This window comes from Polaromonas sp. AER18D-145, from assembly GCF_002379095.1.
Classification (GTDB): domain Bacteria; phylum Pseudomonadota; class Gammaproteobacteria; order Burkholderiales; family Burkholderiaceae_C; genus Polaromonas.
The window spans coordinates 1-21,660 of the sequence record NZ_NBZV01000023.1; the positions used below are offsets into that span (position 1 = coordinate 1).

Consider the following 21,660-nt stretch of genomic DNA (forward strand, 5'->3'; position numbering starts at 1 on the left):
GCGGCAAGCTCGGCCTGATCGTGGTCGATTACCTGCAGCTCATGAGCGTGTCCAGCGGCATGGCCGAGGAAAACCGTGCCACGGCCGTTGGCGAGATCTCGCGCGGCCTGAAGATGCTGGCCAAGGAGCTGCAGTGCCCGGTGATTGCGCTGTCACAGCTGAGCCGCGGCGTCGAGTCGCGCACCGACAAACGCCCCATGATGAGCGATTTGCGCGAGTCCGGCGCGATCGAGCAGGACGCCGACATCATCATGTTCATCTACCGCGACGAGTACTACACCAAGGACGCTTGCAAGGAGCCCGGTGTGGCCGAGGTCATCATCAGCAAGCAGCGTAACGGCCCGACCGGCACCGTGAAACTTGCTTTCCAGAATCGAATCACCAAATTCTCCAGCCTGCAGGAGCTTTGATCCATTTTTGAAGCTCTGGCCATCGCCGGGCGAGGCGATTGGTCGTGATCATTTGCCGAATCCAGACTAGTCGGCGATAGTTTGAACGTTTTCGCATTTCGCGACGACGCATGCTTCATGCATGCCCAAATCACCCGACAGGGCTTTCCCTGTTGGGGTAGCTCCGTCTGGTGTAAGCCAAGGAGCTACTATGAAAAGTGTCTTTCTGGCTTTGGCCCCCGGACTTGCATGCGCACTTCTGGGATTTGTAGTTGAGGTCGGACCTTACCTGGTGAAGAACGTCAAAGCATTCATGCAGCGGCGCGCTTCCGTCGACAATCTGCGAGACGTCGTCAAAGACATCGCAAACGTCGGTTCAGCAGTAGGTGGCTTGCTTGGTTACAAGGAGAACTCTCCGGAAACCTTCATCGCTGCCGCAGCCTGGTATCTCATCTTTCTGCGCCTGAGCTTCGCACTCGCATTCCGCGTGCACGAGCTGGAACAGGAATCTGATGAACGGCGGCCTCGTAGACGGAACAGGAGGGCTTGAAAAAGTCCACCGGTTTCTTATAATGAGGTCATCAACATGCCTGAACTTGGACCCACAATGAGTGAAACCTATCTCACATATTTCAACGCCTTCCAGGTGCTTGGGATCATTGCGGCGCTCTTCCTTGCCCGTTGGGTAGGGAAGGGCAACAAACGGTTGCATCAACGAAACCAGGAACGAAACAGGTCACGTCTCAAACGACACGCCGAAGCCTAACCAAACTATGCCGCGATTCAGCGGCATTTTTTTTAACAACCCACGGGGGGATCTCTCCCTCCGGGGGCGATTCCCCCATATTTTTTGGGAAGAATCAAATGCAAAGTCAGCCAACGACTTTCACGATGCTGGACCTGTCCACGGCCCACCTCAAACCCGAAACACGAACCCTGCTGAACCAGGACCTCGTGGACGGCGCACTCATTTATCCAAAAGGCCCCTGGGGCTGGTTCGTGCATGTGCCCACAGAAGCCGACGGACTCACCATTAGTGATGAAGTGCCGGCTGACCTCAAGGCCTGCATCCAGTACGCCCAGCGGCATCAGCAGAACTGGCTGATGCTGGACTGCGACGGCACGGTGGCGTCTGAACTCCCCGTCTACGGTGACGTTGAGGAAGCTCCGGTGGCCATCGCAGTCGCGACATCATCCGGCGGCCGGCAAGTTGCGCGTACTCACGCGCAACAAGCAAATTCGACTCCGGTGCGGGTGACGGCGCAAGCCGCACACACGCCCCGACCAGACTGAAGCCCGGTAGGGCTGGTCAACTTCGACATAACAACAAGGCTAGTAGCGGAGCTGTGCATCGCGCATAGCTTCCGCCTACCCATAAAGACATGAATCAAATTCCGCAAAAATCCTATACGGTCAACGGGCACCTCCTGAGCAAGTTCTCCCTGGAGCTGCTCGCCAATGACGCAACCGATCTTGTTCAGATCGAGACCCACGACGGTTTCCTGGTCAAGGTCCTGCCACCCGAACAGGACTTCGGCGAAGGCCCGCAAGAGATCCAGGAGCTCATCGGCATCGCCCGGAAGGCTGGCAAGGAGTGGGTTCACATTCACCACATCCCTGCAGGTCTAAGGCACGAGTACCGCCACCACCAGTGAGCGGTCCCAACAACAATGCGTTATCCGGCCCGTGGAGATCCCCACAACGTGATGACTGCTGGCTCAATGAGCTGGTCACCCGAGAAACACCCACAGCCCCGTACCCGTCACATGACAGGCACGGGGCTTTTTTTTGGCCCAGCGGGCGGAGATTCAAGAATTTAGGCAGGGGTCAATACAACGAAATCGAAGTGGCGCGCTGCAGTTCCAGGTCATGCTTTCCGAATCGCTATGGGATTCTCCAACTGCATGCCGATAAGAGCTCTCGACATCACCCACGGGCGATAGCCGGGCTCCTTCCGAAGCGCTGCCTCTGCCAAACTGACCTTGACGATAGCCTGAGCGTATGTCTGATCCGTATGCAATATCGTTTTCACTTCAGAGCGTTGAACTGCGAAACCTTGAGTTCGGTAGACGCTGTACCGTGCGAGGCGACGCCATTCATCGGTCAATTTAGTCAAATCAGGCATTTCACTTCCCGTTGGCGCAGCCGATGCGCATTGCACGCTACTCGGCTCTTTGCTTATCGTCATTTTGAGCAGTTTTTCACCTCGCTCGGGCGAATGATGTTGCTTGCCTCATTCTTTTCGCACTACTGGAGTACTTCTGACCAGGTCCTTCGCATCGCGTTCCGTAGATGCAATGAACCCGGGCTGCTTAAAAAATAGGATTCCCAGCTCCGCCCGCATGGGCAAAGGCTTTACGTCAAATGAGGCCCGACTTATCCACGCGAACAGATGGATAACTCTCGCGAAATGCATCACGGCTCCGAAAACGGCCCGGTGTCGAAGCACTCCTGTGGATAACTCGCTGAAGCCACATTTGATGCGGCCTCTGCGCTCCTAACGAAGGCTAACCGCCTCCCGAAACATCCGGACAAGCAGCTTGACCGAAGCAGTGATGCAATCGACGTGGCCAACAGGACGCGGCTCGCCACGCAGGCCCAACACATCAATCATTTCATCGAGCCTGACGTCGAGCGCCTGGATGTTCGCGCCACGCTCACGGAACATGTGCGCTTCTGCGCTGGGCGTGCGCTTCAAAAGCGTTGCCTTGAGCAGGTCGCGTGCAGGAGCGAAGTCCAGCATCCAGTGGCGCCCATTGACCGGCACAATCGGCTCAGGGACGTAGTTTTGCCGGAAGTCCTCCGACGTGATTTCCAGGGAAATAACTTGGTTCATGACAGACCCTTTCGCAATGAATTCTGTTTCTGTAGATACAGGTTCTCATAGTTTCTCTTCCCGTCAACCCCCCCCCAGTCGAAGGATTTTCCAACTGATCTGCGCATGTTCATCAGCGCCGGCGTCAACCGCCACCGAACGAACGGCATGCAATTTAGGCCTATGCCGATGTGAATATTGCTTTCGCATCACACCCCGCCCAGATTGCAGGAAAAAAAAGGCCGGATCTGTCCGGCCTTTCCTTTCTCCCATCTGCGCCACCTAATCAACATAGGCGGGTGGGGCCGAATTAAAGTAGTCAGCCGAAAGCCCCGTCTGCTCGACGAAGGCCATGCTCTCGGCCGCTGCATCCTTCTGCGCCACGGCCCGTACCGGTGCACTGGCAGGCTCTCCCGCGGCCGCCGAAGTTCGCTCCGCCGGAATAGGGCTTGCGCTTGTAAGGTAGGGGGCAGAGGTTCCATTGAAGTACCGCTCAAACTGGATGCCAAGTCGCAGGAGGTGAATCACCTCCCTGGCCGGGCGCTTCGCACCGCCAAGACGGGCAAACAGATCGGGCATGTCCCGGTCGATCAAGATCCTCAAACGGATTTCTCGGTCATCGGTCGCTGCGGAAGACATTCAATCCCCCTTTAGGCCCGTACCGGCATGGACATGATCTCGCCGGCGACATGAAAGCCCTTGACGTTGGCAAACACCGGGTCGTCGTCCATGGCCATGATCGGAGCGAGCTTGGGATAACGCTTCGAAAAGAAGTCGTGGTAGACCTTCGCGCCGCCGCCGGTGAAAAGGATCGTGTCAAGATTGTCCAGCGAACCGAGCTTTGCGACCATCTTGTCAGTCGACTCCTTCAGCACGGCTTCAATCCCGGTAGCAAAATTCGACAACTCGTACGTCTGGCCGCCCGTCTTGAATGACGGCGCATTCTCGCGGATTGCCTTGTCGATCCGCTCGATGATCTCGAAGTTGTCGCGCCAGGTCGCGTCAATCTTGTCTGCCACCGCGTAGGCACAGGCCAGCATGCTCTTGGGGTAGGCACCCGACCGCTGCCAGTTGGGCAGGCGCCCACGTGCCACGTACCAATCAAGGGTGCCGCCGCCCGGATCTACCACCAGCACCCAGCCATCCTGAAACGTTTTCGTGTGATTGGCGGCATAGCTGACCAGTGCGCCCTGCGGCTGCACAATGACCGAGGCGCGCTCAACCGTGATGCGGCGATGCGCGCCCGGGTGAACTGGATCGGGAAGAAGATGCTCGCCCATGGCACGCTGGGCCAGCTTGTCCCTGTTCTCGCCGAAGGTGTTGAGCGGCAGGCCCAGCACCAGGTGCCGGATCACCAGCTCTGACTTCGCCTGCGCATCCTGAAAAATATAGTGCAGTGCCCCACGCATTAGGGCGAGATATTTGTCTGTCTGGCTGTAGTCCGCAAGAACTTCACGTGGCTCGCGTCCGGAGCTGTACAGGATTGCGTCGCGACCGACAAAGTAGTTGACGTCCTCGACGGCCACAACGCAGCCATCAGGCTTTCCGTGAAGGGCGCTTTGGGGTGTCAGTCCTGCCGGCAGCCGCGGTGCGAGGCTGGGGAAGAGGGCGGTCGCAATGGTGCTTGAATCACCAACCAGTTTGCGGCCGAGGGACAGCTTGATAGAGAAGTAGCCAACGTCAATTGCTCGAACGTCGACCACCACAGGGGTGTCGGGTTTCATGGACTCTCCAGATAAAGGCAACACAAGTCGTGTTGACGCAAATGGTAGAGGCGGGTCCAGCGCGCGGCAAATGATCGTGACCAAAAAAAGCCCAATAGTGGCCAATCCTGTCCACGGAAACGCGACGGTGCGGTATTAGTTGCCGTGAACGCGGGCAACGTGGACGCAGATAGCCCAATTGCGGACACCTCTGTCCATTCGCCTCCCGCAATCGCATCGCTCGACCGACGAAATGGACGCAGAAAGCCCAAGACCGGACGTTCCTGTCCAATGCGGCGCAAGGCACCACGAAAAGTGCAGCCGGCCGAGTAGAACTGGACACAGAAAGCCCGAAAGTGGACATTCCTGGTCAATGAAGCGCTCTGGATCGCAGTTCCCCAGAGCGTGCTGATCAGCTTGCACCTGCGCCTGCCCGATGCAGACCACCACTATCAAGGCTTCGGCGTTGCAGCGCAGCTTTCAACCGGCTCGCGAGGCCCACGTTTGGAGTGCGCCAGGATGACCGACACTGCAGGGCCGATCGTCTTGTCCACAGGCCCACTCACCGGACCATGTCATCAACTGACTCAAGACTGAGAGAACACGGACCCCGCGCCCGTATTGGTCCTGCCTGGACCCCTAAGCCCCTGAGATTCACACTGAGCCGAAAGTTGACTCTGTGGACAACCGCTCCCTCCCCGCATTTTGTCCACAATCACTTGCACGACAAAACCAAACGAAGTACATTTCATCCGTGCTGGCAATTTGCCAACTCGCTGTCCCAGTGGCAGCATCCATCAAAGTCCAACTCCACATGTGAATTGGCCCCGCTTGTCGGGATCGCTGGTAGTCGTAACTACTTCTGTCCCTCGGACAACATCGCTCAACAGAGCAAACTCAGCTTAGAACTCACAACGCAAGGCGCGTTCTGAATCTTCGCGAGCAATCGCACGGGTCGAATACACCCAAAGCCTCGGAAGTCATCGACTGTCCTTGGAGGAAGTGCCGTTCAAACGAACAGCGCTCACTAGCAAACTCTTCAGCGCCCGAATCTGGGCCTGCCATCCTTAGCTCCTCTGGTGAGGGCGATGGGCGGAGCCGCGCAAGCGGTTAAAGCGAATTCAATTCCACGTTCCAACCATCTACTCCCTGGAGGCCTTAAGGCGCTCGCAGCGAGATGCGCTATCCGCCTGTCCATTTGAGGACGGGAGCCTTTTGAGGCTTACAAGGTGATAGCTCATAAACAGATGACATTGGGGTGCGCAACGTCAGTGCGTACTGAGTGGGATCAAGAACACCGGCGAGAGCCGGATGAAGGTTGGCTTCCTTAAAAGCCCTGGCTGATGCCAGTAACCCCCTGTGTCGCCCGTTCTCGCGGCACAGGAGACTCCGAAAGGAGTTGCCCCCCGGTCGCAACGGGATAGGCAGGAGAGTTTGCTAACGATCCGTGCGAAACAACTGACCTTTCAAGCCCGCCTGGGGCCGCAACAGCCAGGCAACACATCACCAGCGCGCCGTAGGACGAATCCTGCGGGGGACCAGCGCACCCCAAACCGACTTCACCGCGCCCGGAGGCACAGCCACGTCACGCAGCTGCACCTCATCGGCTCTACCTATGCGTGCGACGAACAAAAGCCATTTTTGGCAGCTCACCCGACGTTTTCAGCCGCGTCGATGTGAAGGGATTCCGGCTGGCAGGAGAAAACGATGATTGAAGAAATGTTGACGGAAGCGCAGGAGCTGTGCCGTGCGATCGAGCAGTTGCCCGCGTCCGCGCAGCAATCTGCAGCCCTCCTGCTGGCCCAAAGGCTCAGCCTGTTGCCACCGGAAGTGACTGAGGGGCACGAGCGACGCGCGTCCGCGTTCCAGGCGATTGCGGGCGAGCGTGCCTACCAGGACGCCAAGCATGGGACCGTCGTGGCCAACCCTCATGAGGTAGGCACCTGGTTGATGCTCATCAGCGTGCATCTGCGCCGGGCCCAGGACGCGTTGGCCAGCGCCGACCACCCCGGCGGGGCACTGGATGCCTTGAGGAAGGTCCTCGCAATTGGGACCGCGTGCGCTGAACAACATGGCATGCCGGCCCGCCGCGCCCAGCTCACCCCTCCCTTGGGACAGCCCGCCCATTCGGTACCGTCCGGATCTCAGGGCCTGAACGCAACCCTCTGCGATGCAGCCAAAGGCTGAAATGATGCGCAAGCAACGCCATGTGCTCTGCAGGCACGCCCGATCGGCGGGGGAAGACTCCACGGCCCCCCTGGCGGCGCGGATCTACTGCCTGCCCCTGCCGGCACGCCAGATCATCAGCTTGAGCGCCCATTGGCTCGAAGTGACGGACAAAGCACCGGTGCAGCACGTTGCGACCCTCGACCCCCGCTCGATCTTCGATGCCCTGTCCGCCGGCAAAGCTGTCATGTGGCAAGACTGGACCCTGAGGGCCAGCCCGCCCCGGCCCAGCGCCGACGACACCGGCGCCATTCGGTGGACTCGCGCGATCTGGGTCAGCTCTTCAAAAGGATTCCGCCCCTTTCCGCGTTTGGATCCGGAAAGCGTCGACCAGGCCTACAGCTTCATTGCCCAACGCGAAGCCCGCGTCCATGCGCAGGCCCAGATCGAATTTGACGATGAACCGTGCTACTGACCCCTGAAACACGAAAGGACGCGAGATGAGGCACGAACTGCGAGACCTGCGCACCGACCACAGAACGATTCCGTTGGACCTTGCTGGCGATCAGTTGGGCGCCGGCGGCCGTGAGCCCACAACGCGCGAGATCAACAGGCGCATCCGCGAAGAGGCACAAGAGATCAAGCGGAGGGACAAGTCAGCCAGCAACGCGGCAGGCGCGGCCATGGGCGTCCTGGCCCGGGTTCAGAAACGCCACCCTGACAACCCCAAGGCCCAGCTCGCGATGTTCTTCGACGAATTCGTCATCAAGTCCGGTACCGGCCGCAAGCGCCCCGTGTCCGAGCGCACCTGCAGCGCCTACAGCGACGGCATGATCCGCATGATTGACGACCTGCGCGCCGACCGCGCCGCCGTGCGCAACCTTGGCGAGATCGGCAAAGCTCATGTCCTGCGACTCATCAGGTACTGGCTCGCCCAAGGGCAGGGTAGCGGCACCATTCAGAACAAGATATCCATTCTGAGGAGGTTCCTGACCTTCATAGGAAAGGAAAACATCGTCCCAAAGGGCCATGACCTGCGCACCTGGCTCAACCGCGAGGGTGTGGAGGTTCCCAACTGGCGGCATACGGTGGCCACCGAGAGCCTTGCCTGGGACCAGAACGACGTGGATCTTCACGAGGTGCTGGAAAAGCTGCAGCGGCGCAGCCCCCTGACCGCCATCCAGTTGGAAGTACAGGCCGCATTTGGCCTCCGGATGAAAGAGTCCATCCAGCTCAACCCGGCAGCGGCCGACGAGGGCCACGTCCTGCGCATTGTTCACGGCACAAAGGGCGGCCTGCCGCGCGACGTGCGCTTTGAGGACGATCCGGCCATGCGGCAATGGCAACGAGACGTGATCGAGCGCGCCAAGCTCTATGCCGCTCGCAACAGGAAGGGCACCCTGTCCGAACAGGGCCGAACCCTGCTGCAGAGCAAAAACCACTTCTACTACCAGCTCGGCATGGTCGGCGTGACCCGCGCCTCCCTGGGCGTGACGGCCCATGGCCTGCGCCACCAGTACGCCGCGCGCCGCTACGCCAGCATCGCCGGCATGGCCCCGCCCGTCCACCGCGATGCGCCCCTGCAGGTCACCCAGGCCATCCGTGATGCGGATCTCGAGGCCCGCACACAGGTCAGCCGCGAGCTCGGGCACTTCCGCGCGGATGTGACGCAGGCCTATGTCGGCTCCCTGCCCATGCTCGAGCGCACCCGCAAGGCCCGGATTGTTGACTGGATCCAGCGCACGGAAGAGAACACCGAGTTCCAGCGCACCGTTCGCGCAGCTGGCCTGTCGGCTGTCTGGCTCGGCGGCCGCTTCGCCCAGGGCCTGGAAGTTAATGCCAACGAGAAGCTGCGTGTGATTGTGCGGACTGAACACCGCCGCCCGCTGGAAACCAACACCCGCTTTGTCCTCAAGCAGAACATCCTTGAGCTCTACGGTCGCCCCGTCGATCTCAGCGAGCACCACGACGAGTCGCCCCCAGACGATGCCCTCGAAATCATCATCCGGTGAAAGGCCGGCCCCCTTACTTGCCTGCTTACCAGCTCCTCACGAGAGAGGGCGACAGGGAGGAGGGCGAACCAGTTGACCAGAGCGACCCGGAACACCTCGGCCCAGCCCCACAGAACGAATAACACCGTTCCAGCTTGAAAACCCGCCATCAGATGTAGTAACGCCGTGCCATCAGCCCAAATGCCGCCCATCGACCGGGCGCCAAACATTTGCCAGGCAAATCCACGGCATTGACAGAACGCTCATCGGTGAGAAGCTGAATTGATCACCCCCGAACCAACATGAACCTCCTCAACATCCTCGCCCAGATCGCCTTCACCTGGATCGGTGCAATGGGCTGGCACCTTTGGCGCATCGCCATCGGCAGGCCCGCCTACAGATGGATCACCGACACCGGCATCAGCGACCTCTCGTTTCTGCTCGTGTTCTTCATCGCCTCGGCCCTGCGCTGGAGCGTCGTTCACGGCTCCGATTGGCTCGTATTTCTTGCATCGACCATTGCGACCTTGTTCGTGCTCGGTTCGTTCACCTTGCGCAGCAACCCCGCAGCGACTCACTTTTCTGCGCAGTCCTGGGCGCCCATTCGCTGGTCGCTTTCGCGGGAACAGCCACCACAGTGCTCGGCCTCACGGAATCCCCTCTGGGACTGCACCCAGCCGCCTTGTTCTTCCTGGCCCTTGAGGTCGCCCTGTATGCAGTATGCGTATTGCAATTTTTCCGCGAAGCCCCTGAAGTCCGCAAGAACGGCTACGGGCGCGGGCCCCCCGTGCGTCCCCACGTTTGACACCTCACGTGCTACCGCTTCGATATGATCAGAAGAAAACGGCGGAATATGAGTCACAGGCTGGCTCCATTGCCCCGAAACACCCGCTGGCGATGAAATTCCAAATACAGTGAATGCTTAGGCTTGAGCCCCTGAATTCGCGAATCCGGGCCCACGCCCAACAGCTCCAGTGCGGTCCGAGGCAGTGAAGATGCGATGGCAATTGAGCCTGTTGACGTGAAGGTAACCCAACCACCATCGAACAAAGCGTCTAAATTTGGCGAAAGCAAGAGGCCGTTATAGACATCCAGGCGTTGCTCATCGGCGTCACACAACGCCCATGGCTGAATATGAGAGGCCCGCAAAAGTTCGGATATCGCCAAGCCTGTCACGCAGCAACAACCCTGCCAGTAATCCAACAACGCTCCACGAAACAGGTTTTGACCAACGCGCTGTACGACCAAGCGCTCGGCCTCGGTGGCCTTTGGCATCGTTGCCGTCACCTGCTGGAACTTTTGCGCAACGCGGTTGGGCATGGTTCTAGCTGTGGCTGCGGCCTTGTCGAGAACTTGGTAGAGGACATTCCAGCCGTGCACCTTGAGCCCATCGGCAGACTCATCCGCCAGTGGCAAAAGCATTAGTGCCGATGCTTGCAGCGTGAAGGTGTCATCGCCTGTCGGCCGTACGGTGATGATTTCTGGGAACTGGGCCGAACGATATACCAGTCCACCGTCGACCAACTCAGGCGAGAGTTCAAAGCCGCAGTCGGCGGCGGCTTTTTCCAGACGAGTTCGTTCCAGAGGGTTCACTCCTCAACTCCCGCATGGTTCGTGCAATAGTCTCGAATGAACGCCACAAAGAGGAATTCTTTCATGTCATTTTTTCCTTTTCAATCCTGCGGGGCGGGTTTTCCCAATCCGCTCGGATATATGCTTCAAAACCACGGCCCCAGGATCAGCGGCATTTAATTTCGGACCAAAGTCATCGATGTCTACGTCGAAAACACTGACTGCAATCTGCTGCGCCCCATGAACATGGGATAGCAGTCGCTTGTGTTCCTGGTCGTAGGGAGCCTGTGCAGTTGATCCACCAAATTCGCCGGAATTTGCGATCAGCACATGCTGATACATGTGATACCGCAACGCTCCGACCATGCTGTCAAATGTCTTGACGTCCTTATTCATCGCGGCAATCACAAACACATGACTCTCATCCTTGAGGTCCGCCGCAAGGGAGATGTCCGTAGCGTCATAGCAAATGGCCCCAGATATTCTGTAACCGGGTTCGCCTTTCCAACAAAGCTCAATGACAACCTGGTACGGACGCCATTGCGACACTTTCAGCTCCTGCTCTTCCGTGGTTAGGTGCCACTTTCCTTGGTCAACCTCCACCCACGAACGCCGATCGCCTCGTCGCTGCGGGACCAACCAGCGCGCCGCATTGATTGGCTCCACGGTTCTGGGCGCCGTGGCACCAAGAAGCCCATAAAAAAGCATAGCGCCAGTTGCATCTGAAAACGAACGCATCAGGTCCTGGTCATCCACATGAATCGTGTATTCCGGGAAAATAACGAGATCAACCTGGGGCTTATGGTCCTTTCCCAGCACGGAATCACGGGCCAAAAGTTGCCGGTACGCCAAGTGCAGCAATGCGGCCGTGTGGTTGCGGTGACGTTCGCGATACCGAGGATCTGCTAGCCCTGCTAAGCCATGGTCAAAATCCTTGTTGGCAGGCATAAGGCCTTGAACCAAAACGATCCTGAGTTGTCGACTCGCTTTCAGAGGCCATTCCACTGGGTACCGATATACCGGGACATTCGAACTCGCACCAAACAGTTGAGCTTGTTGATCGAGGCGACTCTGGACAAAAACAGCAAAGTCCTTCGGCGTCTTCACAGCCTCTATGTCAGCCAAGGCTCCGTCCACTGTGATTCCTGGCCAGCGTAGCAACCCGAGCAGCAGCTTGGAAAACCAAGGCGTAATGGCTGACGTCGTTCCAACAAGCGCAGTCGATGTATGCAACATACCCATTCGACGTTTCTGCCAGGTACTCCGTATGCCGCTGTACCAACCCGATTCATCTCGAAGTAGCCACTGACGTGCGGTGAAATCAAGCTCACCAGTTGCAGCAGCTCTTAACAGCCGACCAAACGCGTACATCCAAGCTTTATCGCGTGTACACCAGTTCGGGGTTGCATGGACTGGATCACGCTCATCCGGACCCGGCTCGTACTTCACGGACAGGACATCAGCATTCGGATTTTTCAACTTATGCCAGTCTTGACACTGCAGGTGAAGTGTCAATGGGGTTAGCCGCTCGGGCATCTTAAGAGACGCCCCAGGCAAATTGGCCAGTTTTAGAGCCAGTTGAAGTAATGCATTTTCTTGATCGAACACAGCCGCCGGATGGGTGATAACCTTTGCAAACGAAATCCAAGCGTTAACCGGCAATTCCGGCGGATTGGTTGGCCAGCGGGCATCGACATACTGGCCCAAATATCCAGGCATTAACTTTGCGTCTACTGCGGCTTTTCCCTGCCCTGGCCGCGTTATGCCAGCGAACAAGTTCTGGTCTGTTTGCCCAATGAGTTGCAAGGCATCGGAGACATCTCGTCGACTCTTTCGGCCAAAAGCGAATCTCTTGAACCAGTTGATGTATTCCGCGGGCTCCCCACGCAGTTGATACCCCACAAGGGAGACGGAAACCTCGTCTTTAGTGGAAACGCAACGGCTCTTACTCTCAGTCCGTAGGAACTCGTGCAGTGTTCGATGAAACCGTAATTCATCCCCAGAAGACAGCGCGTCTGTCGAATATCCTACCGTCGCAAAAAGCAAGGCAGCCTGTTGCTGCACGTACCAAGGCACGTCTGGCCATTCCAGCACGGTCTGTGCGAGGCCCACCAAACTAACCCGATATTCGCCCACATCACCAACCTGAAATGCGGCATCGTGCGCTGCGCGTTGGCCGGCTTCCGTTGCGCCCGCCTTGAAGAGTTCGGCCAGCACGTAAAGAATCACCATCTCTTCCTTGGGGGACAACCCATCGACCATAAGCTTCTTAGTCAAGGCATCGGCCACTGGTGCCAGTAGGTCGGGGGACGGATAAAGATCCAACGCATACCGAAGCACTTGAACCAGCGATGGATTTACCGCCCAGGCAGCAACGAGGCGACGGGCAACCACCTCGAAATCATGCAGCAGCGCATCTTTCGCCGAAACCTCACCATCTTTCTCACTCAGATCGGTCATGCTTCTACGCATGCGAAGCGACTTCGTTAGACGATAGGCTGAAAATCGGGTTAATGTGTCATCCCGTACCTCCAGCTTGGGGCGAGCCACAGCGGCCAGCATGGGCAACGACTCTGACGATGCCGAGGGCGACTCCTCTTTTAATCCAAGTTCCGCAAGCGCCAAGAGTCCGTTGAGTCCCGTTTCAACTTGCTGAAGTGTCGCAAGGTCGAACGGTCCACTCAGCTGTTGCTGCATGGACTTCATGCTTGCCGCGATGCCGGACTCCCCGCCCACCGCACTGTAGAGTTCCAGCTCAGTCTTTTCACTGTTCACATGCAGACGTGAAGTCTCCTCGCTTTTTACAGATGTGAAATCATCGAGGTAGCCCTGAATCCATTTGGCTATCGTTTGTGCGACCTTCGACTCGTCCGCTTCGGTTGCCTTTACAGAAACGACGAGTCGCAAGTCATCGACGTATCGGCAGTAGTCGTGAATGCGAATTTCGAAATCACCTTCAATGCGAGATGTTTTCTTGGATGCAGCGCCTATCGCTCTATCGAAATCCAACATATAGGCATTTGCCAAAAAGCCACTTGCCACCAATCCCTGTGGCAGGCCATCCGGTAATTTCTCATCTCTAAATAAATGGCCCAATGCCCTGTCCTGTTCGCGCCAACTGAAGCTAAGCACTTGGCGGGCGAGCCTCCAAAATGCAGCGTCTGATGCAGGCCGCGATTTATCTGACTTGCGGAATGCCGTGTATTCACGCTGCAGGCAGGTTACGAGACGGTCAACATCGACGTTGTCATAGAAAGCGCTGAGGTCGAGTTTGACGATGTAGACCAACTCATCGTCAGCCTTCTGGGTATGAACGACCCGCGCCATAGCGTTCGGGCGAACGACAAACTGTTGATAATCTTGAAAATATCGGCTATAGGTATTCGAGTTTCCCCATGAAAATCTCGCTCGATTCCCTTCGCTGGACCAGTTGCAGTAAAGGCGATTGCCATAGCTGTAAACGCCATTAACTACGGCCTGCTCTGGAGTTTCCGCCGGGTTACCCTGCGCAGTTTCAATGCAATCGGCCAAACACAACATCAATGCCGTTGCGACCGTTTGTTCACGGATACCCAGGTGAGCGAGTGGCCGCAGAACCGAACCTGCAGAACCCACCTTCGGCCCCCACCCTCCAGGCAGTGATTCACTGAAGACCCAGGGAGCGTTTTTGGGTGCAGGCACTACACATGATGGCTTGGGTTGATAGTCCCCCTGAAGTAACGCTGCTGCCCATTCACCAAGCTTGTTGTCAAGATCCACGGCTGAGCAATCCAGTTCAAGCGTGTCCGCGTACCAGTTATGACGTCGAATATAGGTATGAGATTTCTTCCATGCTTGGGCCAAAACAACGATATCGTGAAGGTACTCAGCCCGTGGCGCAAGGTTGAGGTACTTCTCCCTGACGATGCTCATGAAAAGACTGCCCAATTTTTCATATCTGGCCCTGAGTGTTCATGCCCGGCAAGCTTGTCTCCAACGCTCGCTTAAACAGCAAATGTTCCTCGCTCCCAGGCAGCAATTCGAGCACCACATGCCTCGCACCACGCAGTTCAACAGGTGGTGCCGATGTCGTTGTAACGATGTACTGGAATGGAACGTTGCCGCCGTTGGCTAATTGCTCGTCTGCCTCCGAAGCCATCATCAAGAAATTCCGGTACAGCACCGCACTCATGTCCGCCTCACGTGGACAATCATGAACAAGAAATCCAGGATGGATGCTACCGGTCGAGGTGGCCGCATCAAGAAGGCAAGTCACATCACCCAGCAAAACCTCCAAAACTTGGTACGCTTCTCCACCAACCGATAGATCAAATGGTCGGCTGTCTGAATCTGCAATGAAGCGACCATGTCCCGTTTCACCCAACAGCCGCTCTGCCAGACATCTCGTTAACGACCTCAACGATTCTTCCCGCAGCGACAATTGCTGCCTGCGCTGCACCAGTGCGGCCTTCTGACTATCAAGCTGACCCAAGAACAGCTTCTGCTTGTCTTTCACACGCTTCAGTTCGGGGGAATCTGCGCCCTGCTGCCTTTGCGCGAAAAGTGGCAGGAAATCAGCCCACTGGGTTTTAAGTTGCTCACGGCCCGTCGCACTTGTCGCGCTTCTCATTTGAATTCGCCGGACAGCAGCGCGCTGTTCATTGACGATTCGCTCCTGTTGCTCCTTTGCCCTCTGCACCGATTCACAGGAAGTGGTGTCAGCTTTCAAATCGGCCAAGAGTCGCGGCGCTGCTGCTTTTGCGGCCTTAGTGTCCATATGCCAGGGTAGGTTTGGGGCAGCGCGCCGAAGTTTGATGTGGTTGCAGTCCGAAAAGTCAACCAGCCCATGCGTGCAATACCCAGCAAGGCGGTCGAGCTCCGCAATCGCCGTTGTTAGCCGGGTGTACTCCGCCTCGTTGGCATTGACCAATGCCTGAGTTTGCTGCTTCTCCAAGTCAAGCATTGTGAACTTGGCCTGCAACTCAGCAAGCTTCACCAAATTCGGGGCCATTGCGTTTTCAGCGGCAGCGGCTTCCCGCTCCCACTTCCTTTCAGCCTCTTCGGCGCGAGCCAAAACGTCCCTAACCCTGGACTCCAGCGAACTCTCAACAGTCGTCTCGTGAACCGGCTCGTCGTCACTAGACCCGACCCGCGCTCTGAGTTGCCGCTCAAGTCGGGCCAGTTCAAAAACCGGCTCCCGCTCAAGGTCAGGGATCTGGGCCTCAATTTTGCTCAGTTCCGCTTGGGTTGATTCCACGGTACGCATCAGCTTGTCAGCCTCAGCATCCAGAAGGCCCAACACCAAATTAACGAACAACGGCGGGTCCTTACGCGGGCGACGAAAACCCAGGCCATCACCCTCGCGCCAGTGAAAGAAGCCGTCAAACCGCGTCTTCTGATCACGTACACACCAGGCAAGCAAATGCTGCCATTCCAATTCTTGATTTGTGCCTGGCAGCGTTTGAGCAGCAAGTGTGCCAATGAAGGCCGTACGAAATGACGAAAGATAAGTTTGAAAATCACCCTCTATCTGGGCGTCAAACAAGTCCTCAAGTTGGTCGCCAATTTTGGCAAAGGAATGGCTGTAAGCCCCATAGGGGCGGTACACCAACCAGGCCACGCCATCGATATTGACCTTGGCAGCCACGCCACCCTTAGGAAAATTCGCCGCTGCCTTCTCACGCAGGGCAGTGACTGCCGTAGCATCGTCACCCAACAGATACCGTAACAGCAGGCAAAACGAGGTCTTGCCAACACCATGCCCGGCGCTGGCCAGGCAGGAACCCTCATCCGAATCCGGCTCCCGCGCCCAAACGATGTTGACACCCGGCTGCAGATTCACTATCCGGGTGATTTCCAGCGGCTCGCGCGATGCAAGTAGCCAGACTCGCTCCACCCAGAGGCGGGGAAGTGAACGAATTGCTGGGAAATTTTGCAGCCAAGTTACCATACTTTGTCCTTAACGATTGGCCTGTATCAGACGATCCTGCTCTGTGTCAGCACCCAATTCGCTACGCGCGGATGCCCGGCGACCTTCAAGCCGCAGCATCAGCTGCGCAAGTTCGACATGTTCGGGGCGGCTGATCACATCTGCCGGTAGCGGGCCAGCACCTATCGAGTAGAGGTTGGTGTCACCAGTCCTGCGTTTGACAACTGCGCCACATGCCTCAAGACGCTGAACAATGGGTGGAATTGAAGTTAATGCAGAATCCAAGAGCAATACGGCCACGGAAGTGGCAAGAACGTCCAATCGAGTCGCATCAGCGGCTTCAAGGTAAGTGGCGGACGTGCGTGAATGCACGATGGCTGCTTGAATGTCCACAACGGAGATGCCCACGGTACTTTGCTGAAGAATGGCGGCAATCAGGCCCGCCAAATCTGCATCACTCTTGTTGCTAATTACCCCGTGCTCGGAGTAAATCGGCGTTGAAGCGGCATCGGCCGCCAAACTGTCCCATGCCTCCAGAACTAGCCTGCGCGTGCGGTATTCCCCAAAGGCCTTCTCTTCCTTACTTTTGAGCCCACGGAAAGTCTCTGACGGGTAATCAGGGCCGAGCAGTGAGCCGCCGGGGCCAAAGGGTGCGTCGGCAGGGTCAAGGATGTACCTAAGTTCATCTCGGGTCAGTCCGTAGAGACGGGCATAGTAGGCGTCGAGTTCGGCGCGAAGTTGGGCACGGCGCTCGGGGTGCCAGCCGTAGGGCGTATGTCGCTGTTCGGGTGGGCGCGGGTCGTAGTCGGCGAGGTCTTCGGCCCAGGATTGCATGTCGTACGCGGTGTGGGTCAACTCCAGTACACGTGGAGCAATGTAAGCGAGGTCGGCTTCGATATAGCGGTCTGGTGAAAGTACAGGGAACTGCTTGACATAACCAAGCGTCATGTTTGTCCCACCTAATTTTTGTCGAACGACATAGTCAAACACAAGCACCGACATGTTCGCGAGGTATGCAGCGGCTAGCTTTGCGGGCGTGTTGACGTGCCAAAGGGGCATTGAGTGCCCTACAGCAAAACGAGGTACAACAGTGGAAATGTAGCTACGCTCATTCGTTGCGTTGGTAATGTTGCGCCACCCCGTCAGCCACTTCGGGCTGCGCAGGTCCATCCACGCATCCATAAACTTCAAGTCAAATTGACCTCCAACCCTGGGTGTATGTACGTGAGCAGCTATCACAACCGTCGCGCCTCCAATTGCATTTGCCGCTGAGGGTTTTTGCAAGGCTTCCAATTCAGCCAAGTCAGCATCGCTCAAACTCATTTCGGCATCTTGCAGCGCCCACTTGGTGAACGCAGGCAAGGCCTTTTTGCCACTGGTGTCGTCTTGCTTCAAAGCGATTGCCAAGACCGGGTATTGCGCAGCAAGCGTGGCTTCGGCTGTTTGTGTGGCTTGCCAGGCAACGGCACTTGACCAACCAGATTTTTCGGTCGACGTAGCTGGTGTGGGCTGACCCGCGTTCCGGCGAAAGAGTTCGCCCGCGGCCCAACCCGCCAGCGCCAAAGTCAAGTTGTCTACGCCTACGTTGAGGGTATCCCGCAAGGCAGCGCTATCCGTGTCGCTGGCTGCAGCGGATGCTGCTGATTGAGCGGCTTCATGCCATGTCAACCACGCGTTGGCGATCCGACTGGGTACGTGAGCGATGCGGGCCAGAACTTGAGCTTGGTCCACCCAGTAGCGTGGGCGTACGGTGCAAGCCGGGTCGGAGCGCTGGACGTCGCTCAGGTCAACGGTATCGAGACCGTTGGGTTGGTCTGGCGCATCCACGTAGGTTGCCCAGCGGTGGTCAAACTGGTGAACCATCTTGGCTTCATACAGCGGCAAACGTGGGGGGCTTCCAGGGGCAGAGGGGGTGTCGCTAAACAGATTGCTGTCAGTGGACATGTCAAACATTCGCTGAAAACTAATTCCCCATGGGTTCACGTCTTCGCCCTGCGGCCCCGCACGGTCAAGAATCAGCACCGGGGTCGTGCGGTAAATCTTCTTGGTTAACTCAGCGTCACGCTGGGTCCGAAATACCGGGCAGGTTCTAGTGTTCGGGTTGATGAGTCGAAAGTCCGCAGGAGTAAGCGCAAAGCGGCGCGCCTTGTCATAGAGATAGCTGACCTGGCGCGCATAGTGGACAAAATCTGCAGCTTCGATAGCGGAGTCGGAACCTCCAATCACGACCAGGCAAAACTTCATTGCGTGGTGAACAGCGGGAAATATGAACTCTTCATTCTCAAAGGAATACAAAGCGACGAGACGGTTGCTCTGTGTCACCGCCTCAAAATAAGCTTTTGTCGAGTCGTCAGTCGCAATGCCGGTTGGAACGATGAACCCTGCACGACCACGCGGCGCAACGAGTTGAAAGATACTCTCCGCGAACAGCGCGTACGTGTTGACGTCTCCCACGCCTGTCAACGGGAAACGTCCACTGTCGTGCGCGTACAGGCTGATGGCCTCTGCACCCCGCCGGGCCATGATGAATTCCTCATGCAGGTACATCTCCGCAAAGCTGGGTGGGTGCAGACCCTCGGCGGCTTCCACATCCGGGTAAAGCGTGTGCAACAGCAAGCCTTGCCGGAGCAACTCAATGCGTTTGCCACGTTCCGACTTGTTTTTGGCACTGGCCACCAAGGGGCTACGGGTTGCGAAGAACTCTTCTTCTTGCAGCTTGATGCGCTCCCAAGGCGGGTTGGCCAGCATGACCGAAAACCCACCCTTGGCAGCCACCTGCGGAAAAGCCAGCCACCAGTGGAAAACACTGTGTGCACGGCATAGCCGGTACGCAGCCTGCGCCAAATCATGTTTGTCGTCTTGGCCCGCTGCGGGATGCAGCAAACCCCAGAGGTAGCCCGATAGTGGAATCCGCGCCAAATCTGATGGCACTTTTGGGGCCAAAAAGGCAGCCACATAGGTGTCGGCCAAGCGGGCCAGTGTGCTTTGCTGGGCTAGGGCCGTAGCCTGTTGCCACGCACTGCGTTTGGCAGCAATGCCTTGCAAACTATCGTCAGACAGGTGCTCCACCGCATCAGCTTGTGCAGCCAATGGACTGGCTTGAAACAAGTCGCCCGCGGCCACATCTTTCCAACTTTTCAGGTCGAGCTTGTTCTGCTTTTTGAGTGCAGACGCGGTGGCTTTGTCGTCGCCACTGAGCACGGCGTAGGCTTCGTCGGGGATACCGTTGTTGAGAACTTTGGGGTCCAGCACGCCCAACAGCGCATCGCCCACCTGCAAATGGTGGTCCAAAAAGGTAAGCGGCATGTCCGGCGTGTAAGCCTCCAACCACAGCGCGGTTTTGGCCAGCGCAATGGCCATGGGGTTTTTGTCCACGCCGTAAATGCAGTGGCTGACCACATCCCGCAGCGCGTGGCGGTAGTCGGCAGGCGTGGGCGCACCGTCTGACGCACGCAGCTTGGCTACTTCGTCAGCTAGGCGGCGCGCGGCTGCCAGCAAAAAGTGACCACTGCCGCATGCAAGGTCGCAGACTGTGAGCTGCAGCAAGGCCTCTACCGGCTGTTGCGGATTGGCTTTGACGGTGTCGGCAATGACTGGTTCGAGCGCAGACTTGATGAGCTCCTGCACCGGGCCGTCGGGGGTGTAGTAGCTACCGGTAAGCTTGCGGGTGTTGCCCTGGGTAGAGGCCTCAATGTCGTCATCGCCCACGAATGCAAGCTTGGCAGCGTGTGGCTGGCTCAGGCTCTGGATGTCAGGCACCAGCTCCAGCAGGCTTTCGTAAACGCTGCCAAGTTCTTCTGGGCCCATGTCGCGGTAGTTCACCCGCGTAAGGCCCGTGGTTTGGCGAAAGTATCCAAGCTGAAAAATGGCTTTAAGCAACCAACGGTTTTCAATGTGGGCATGAGCCAGATTCGGACATTGATCAGCGGCGTACAGGCCGCCGAGCGCTGGAAGACCCAGCGAGCTCTGTCCCTGCGCCAAACCGTCAAAGGTGATGCTGAGGGCCTGCCAAAGATCGCTGTGGGTATCAAAGCTGCTGCGTCGCACAGCACGGTCTCGAAGCCAGGTGATGGAGTAGCCAGCCCGATAGCGCCGTTGTGCTTCTTTGGTTGAACCCGGCGTGAAGATGAGTGACTGACCGGTGGACGCGTCAGTGCGGTCTTCCACCGTGGCCAAGAAGATGAGGCGATAAACCAGCCGCAGCAGCTCTTCAAAGAAAGCTTGCTTGCTCAGACCCTGAAATTGCTCCTGATTTTGTAGCTGCTCACGCAGGTGGGTATTGGACGGGTGGCTTAAAAATCCCGTTCCTAGGGCGCGCAAGGCATCTGCCACTTGGTAGCGCAGGTTGCTTCGGATGGTGACACCCGCCTCTTGGCCGGCAGCACGCCAGCGCTCCCAAGGACAGTCGGTGGACTCGGCCTCGGGGATTCCAAAGCGGCTGGCATGCGCAAGCAACCAGAAGGCGGTGAAGTCGGCGTACAGATCTTCTGAGAACAACGCCTCCAAGTCCACTTCGACATAGGCCGGACGGGTCAGGCTGGGGTTGTCATGCAGGATGCGCAGGGTCAACCCGTTGCTGGTGATGGCCCACAGCGACTGGTCAGATGCGTTGAGCGCCTCTTGTGCCAGCATGAAGGGTGAGCGGCGGCGGGTTTTGCCAGTGTCGGGGTTGAGTTCGCCAAAACGCTCTGCGGGTGCGTCCAGCAGCTGGGTGTGGCCAGCCAATACGATGGGTAAGCGCCCGTCTCTGGCGGCATAGCCGATGTTGTAGGTGTGGCCTGAAGCTTCTACCGTTGCACCAACGGTAAGGTCGCTGAAGCCCAGCACATCGCGCAGTAATGGAACCAGGAAGTTGCGCAGGGTGGTTTGGTGCGCATCCAAGTCATTACGTTGACGCTGGTTTTGAAAGTCTGACCACAGGCTTTGGCCAATTTTCCAGAACCGCGCGACTTCATCGCGTAGCTTGAGTCCCTTCGGGATGCGGTAATGGCTATCGGTCTGCTCGGTTTTGTCGGGCGTTTGCAGTGTGGTCAGGCGTGCCAATTCGTCGGCGGGAATCAGGCCGCCTTCGATACGGATGGCCTGATAGATCAGTTGGGTAGTATTGCGTGCCATG

At 57.6% G+C, this 21,660-nt stretch carries 16 protein-coding genes; 8 read left to right on the plus strand and 8 right to left on the minus strand.

Annotated features, from left to right (window positions below; all coding sequences use genetic code 11):
- From B7G52_RS12660 to B7G52_RS12675, 4 genes are all read left to right on the plus strand, one after another.
- Positions 1 to 410: DnaB-like helicase C-terminal domain-containing protein (locus B7G52_RS12660; RefSeq protein WP_305790840.1), on the plus strand; the 410-nt coding region annotated here is incomplete at its 5' end.
- 190 nt (positions 411 to 600) lie between these two features.
- On the plus strand, positions 601 to 939 hold the full coding sequence (locus tag B7G52_RS12665) for a hypothetical protein (protein ID WP_096670597.1): 339 nt from the start codon (positions 601 to 603) through the stop codon (positions 937 to 939).
- Positions 940 to 1,253: 314 nt separating this feature from the next.
- Positions 1,254 to 1,682: a hypothetical protein gene (locus B7G52_RS12670; protein ID WP_096697939.1), complete on the plus strand. Its 429-nt coding sequence runs from the start codon at positions 1,254 to 1,256 to the stop codon at positions 1,680 to 1,682.
- Between the two features lie 89 nt (positions 1,683 to 1,771).
- Positions 1,772 to 2,044, plus strand: coding sequence for a hypothetical protein (locus tag B7G52_RS12675; protein WP_096697940.1), 273 nt, complete (start codon positions 1,772 to 1,774; stop codon positions 2,042 to 2,044).
- Positions 2,045 to 2,256: 212 nt separating this feature from the next.
- Here B7G52_RS12675 and B7G52_RS23355 read toward each other — a convergent pair whose 3' ends face one another.
- The 4 genes from B7G52_RS23355 to B7G52_RS12690 all read right to left on the minus strand — a co-directional run bounded on the left by B7G52_RS23355 (position 2,257) and on the right by B7G52_RS12690 (position 4,928).
- The gene (locus B7G52_RS23355) at positions 2,257 to 2,577 is read right to left on the minus strand and encodes a hypothetical protein (protein WP_141397454.1); all 321 of its coding nucleotides are present in this window, start codon (positions 2,575 to 2,577) and stop codon (positions 2,257 to 2,259) included.
- Positions 2,578 to 2,886: 309 nt separating this feature from the next.
- A complete protein-coding gene (locus B7G52_RS12680) occupies positions 2,887 to 3,225 on the minus strand; it encodes a hypothetical protein (protein WP_096697941.1) in 339 nt (112 codons plus the stop codon).
- Between the two features lie 261 nt (positions 3,226 to 3,486).
- Positions 3,487 to 3,843, minus strand: a complete 357-nt coding sequence (locus B7G52_RS12685) for a hypothetical protein (RefSeq protein WP_096697942.1) — start codon at positions 3,841 to 3,843, stop codon at positions 3,487 to 3,489.
- Positions 3,844 to 3,854: 11 nt separating this feature from the next.
- Positions 3,855 to 4,928 (minus strand): hypothetical protein, encoded by a 1,074-nt coding sequence (locus B7G52_RS12690; RefSeq protein WP_170954761.1) that lies wholly within the window; start codon positions 4,926 to 4,928, stop codon positions 3,855 to 3,857.
- A 1,686-nt stretch (positions 4,929 to 6,614) separates the two neighbouring features.
- Between B7G52_RS12690 and B7G52_RS12695 the strand changes: the two genes are divergently transcribed.
- The 4 genes from B7G52_RS12695 to B7G52_RS12710 all read left to right on the plus strand — a co-directional run bounded on the left by B7G52_RS12695 (position 6,615) and on the right by B7G52_RS12710 (position 9,897).
- Positions 6,615 to 7,094 (plus strand): hypothetical protein, encoded by a 480-nt coding sequence (locus B7G52_RS12695; RefSeq protein ID WP_096697943.1) that lies wholly within the window; start codon positions 6,615 to 6,617, stop codon positions 7,092 to 7,094.
- Between the two features lies 1 nt (position 7,095).
- Complete coding sequence (locus B7G52_RS12700) at positions 7,096 to 7,548, plus strand: hypothetical protein (RefSeq protein ID WP_096697944.1); 453 nt, start codon at positions 7,096 to 7,098, stop codon at positions 7,546 to 7,548.
- A 25-nt stretch (positions 7,549 to 7,573) separates the two neighbouring features.
- Positions 7,574 to 9,085 (plus strand): integrase domain-containing protein, encoded by a 1,512-nt coding sequence (locus B7G52_RS12705; RefSeq protein WP_096697945.1) that lies wholly within the window; start codon positions 7,574 to 7,576, stop codon positions 9,083 to 9,085.
- A 281-nt stretch (positions 9,086 to 9,366) separates the two neighbouring features.
- On the plus strand, positions 9,367 to 9,897 hold the full coding sequence (locus B7G52_RS12710) for a hypothetical protein (RefSeq protein WP_096697946.1): 531 nt from the start codon (positions 9,367 to 9,369) through the stop codon (positions 9,895 to 9,897).
- 25 nt (positions 9,898 to 9,922) lie between these two features.
- Here B7G52_RS12710 and B7G52_RS12715 read toward each other — a convergent pair whose 3' ends face one another.
- The 4 genes from B7G52_RS12715 to B7G52_RS12730 all read right to left on the minus strand — a co-directional run bounded on the left by B7G52_RS12715 (position 9,923) and on the right by B7G52_RS12730 (position 21,659).
- Positions 9,923 to 10,657 (minus strand): HNH endonuclease, encoded by a 735-nt coding sequence (locus B7G52_RS12715; RefSeq protein WP_096697947.1) that lies wholly within the window; start codon positions 10,655 to 10,657, stop codon positions 9,923 to 9,925.
- Positions 10,658 to 10,723: 66 nt separating this feature from the next.
- Positions 10,724 to 14,548, minus strand: a complete 3,825-nt coding sequence (locus tag B7G52_RS12720; protein WP_096697948.1) for an RNA-directed DNA polymerase — start codon at positions 14,546 to 14,548, stop codon at positions 10,724 to 10,726.
- Between the two features lie 19 nt (positions 14,549 to 14,567).
- Positions 14,568 to 16,565, minus strand: coding sequence for a hypothetical protein (locus B7G52_RS12725; protein ID WP_096697949.1), 1,998 nt, complete (start codon positions 16,563 to 16,565; stop codon positions 14,568 to 14,570).
- A gap of 9 nt (positions 16,566 to 16,574) precedes the next feature.
- Positions 16,575 to 21,659, minus strand: a complete 5,085-nt coding sequence (locus B7G52_RS12730; protein WP_096697950.1) for an Eco57I restriction-modification methylase domain-containing protein — start codon at positions 21,657 to 21,659, stop codon at positions 16,575 to 16,577.
- Between the last annotated feature and the right edge of the window lies 1 nt (position 21,660).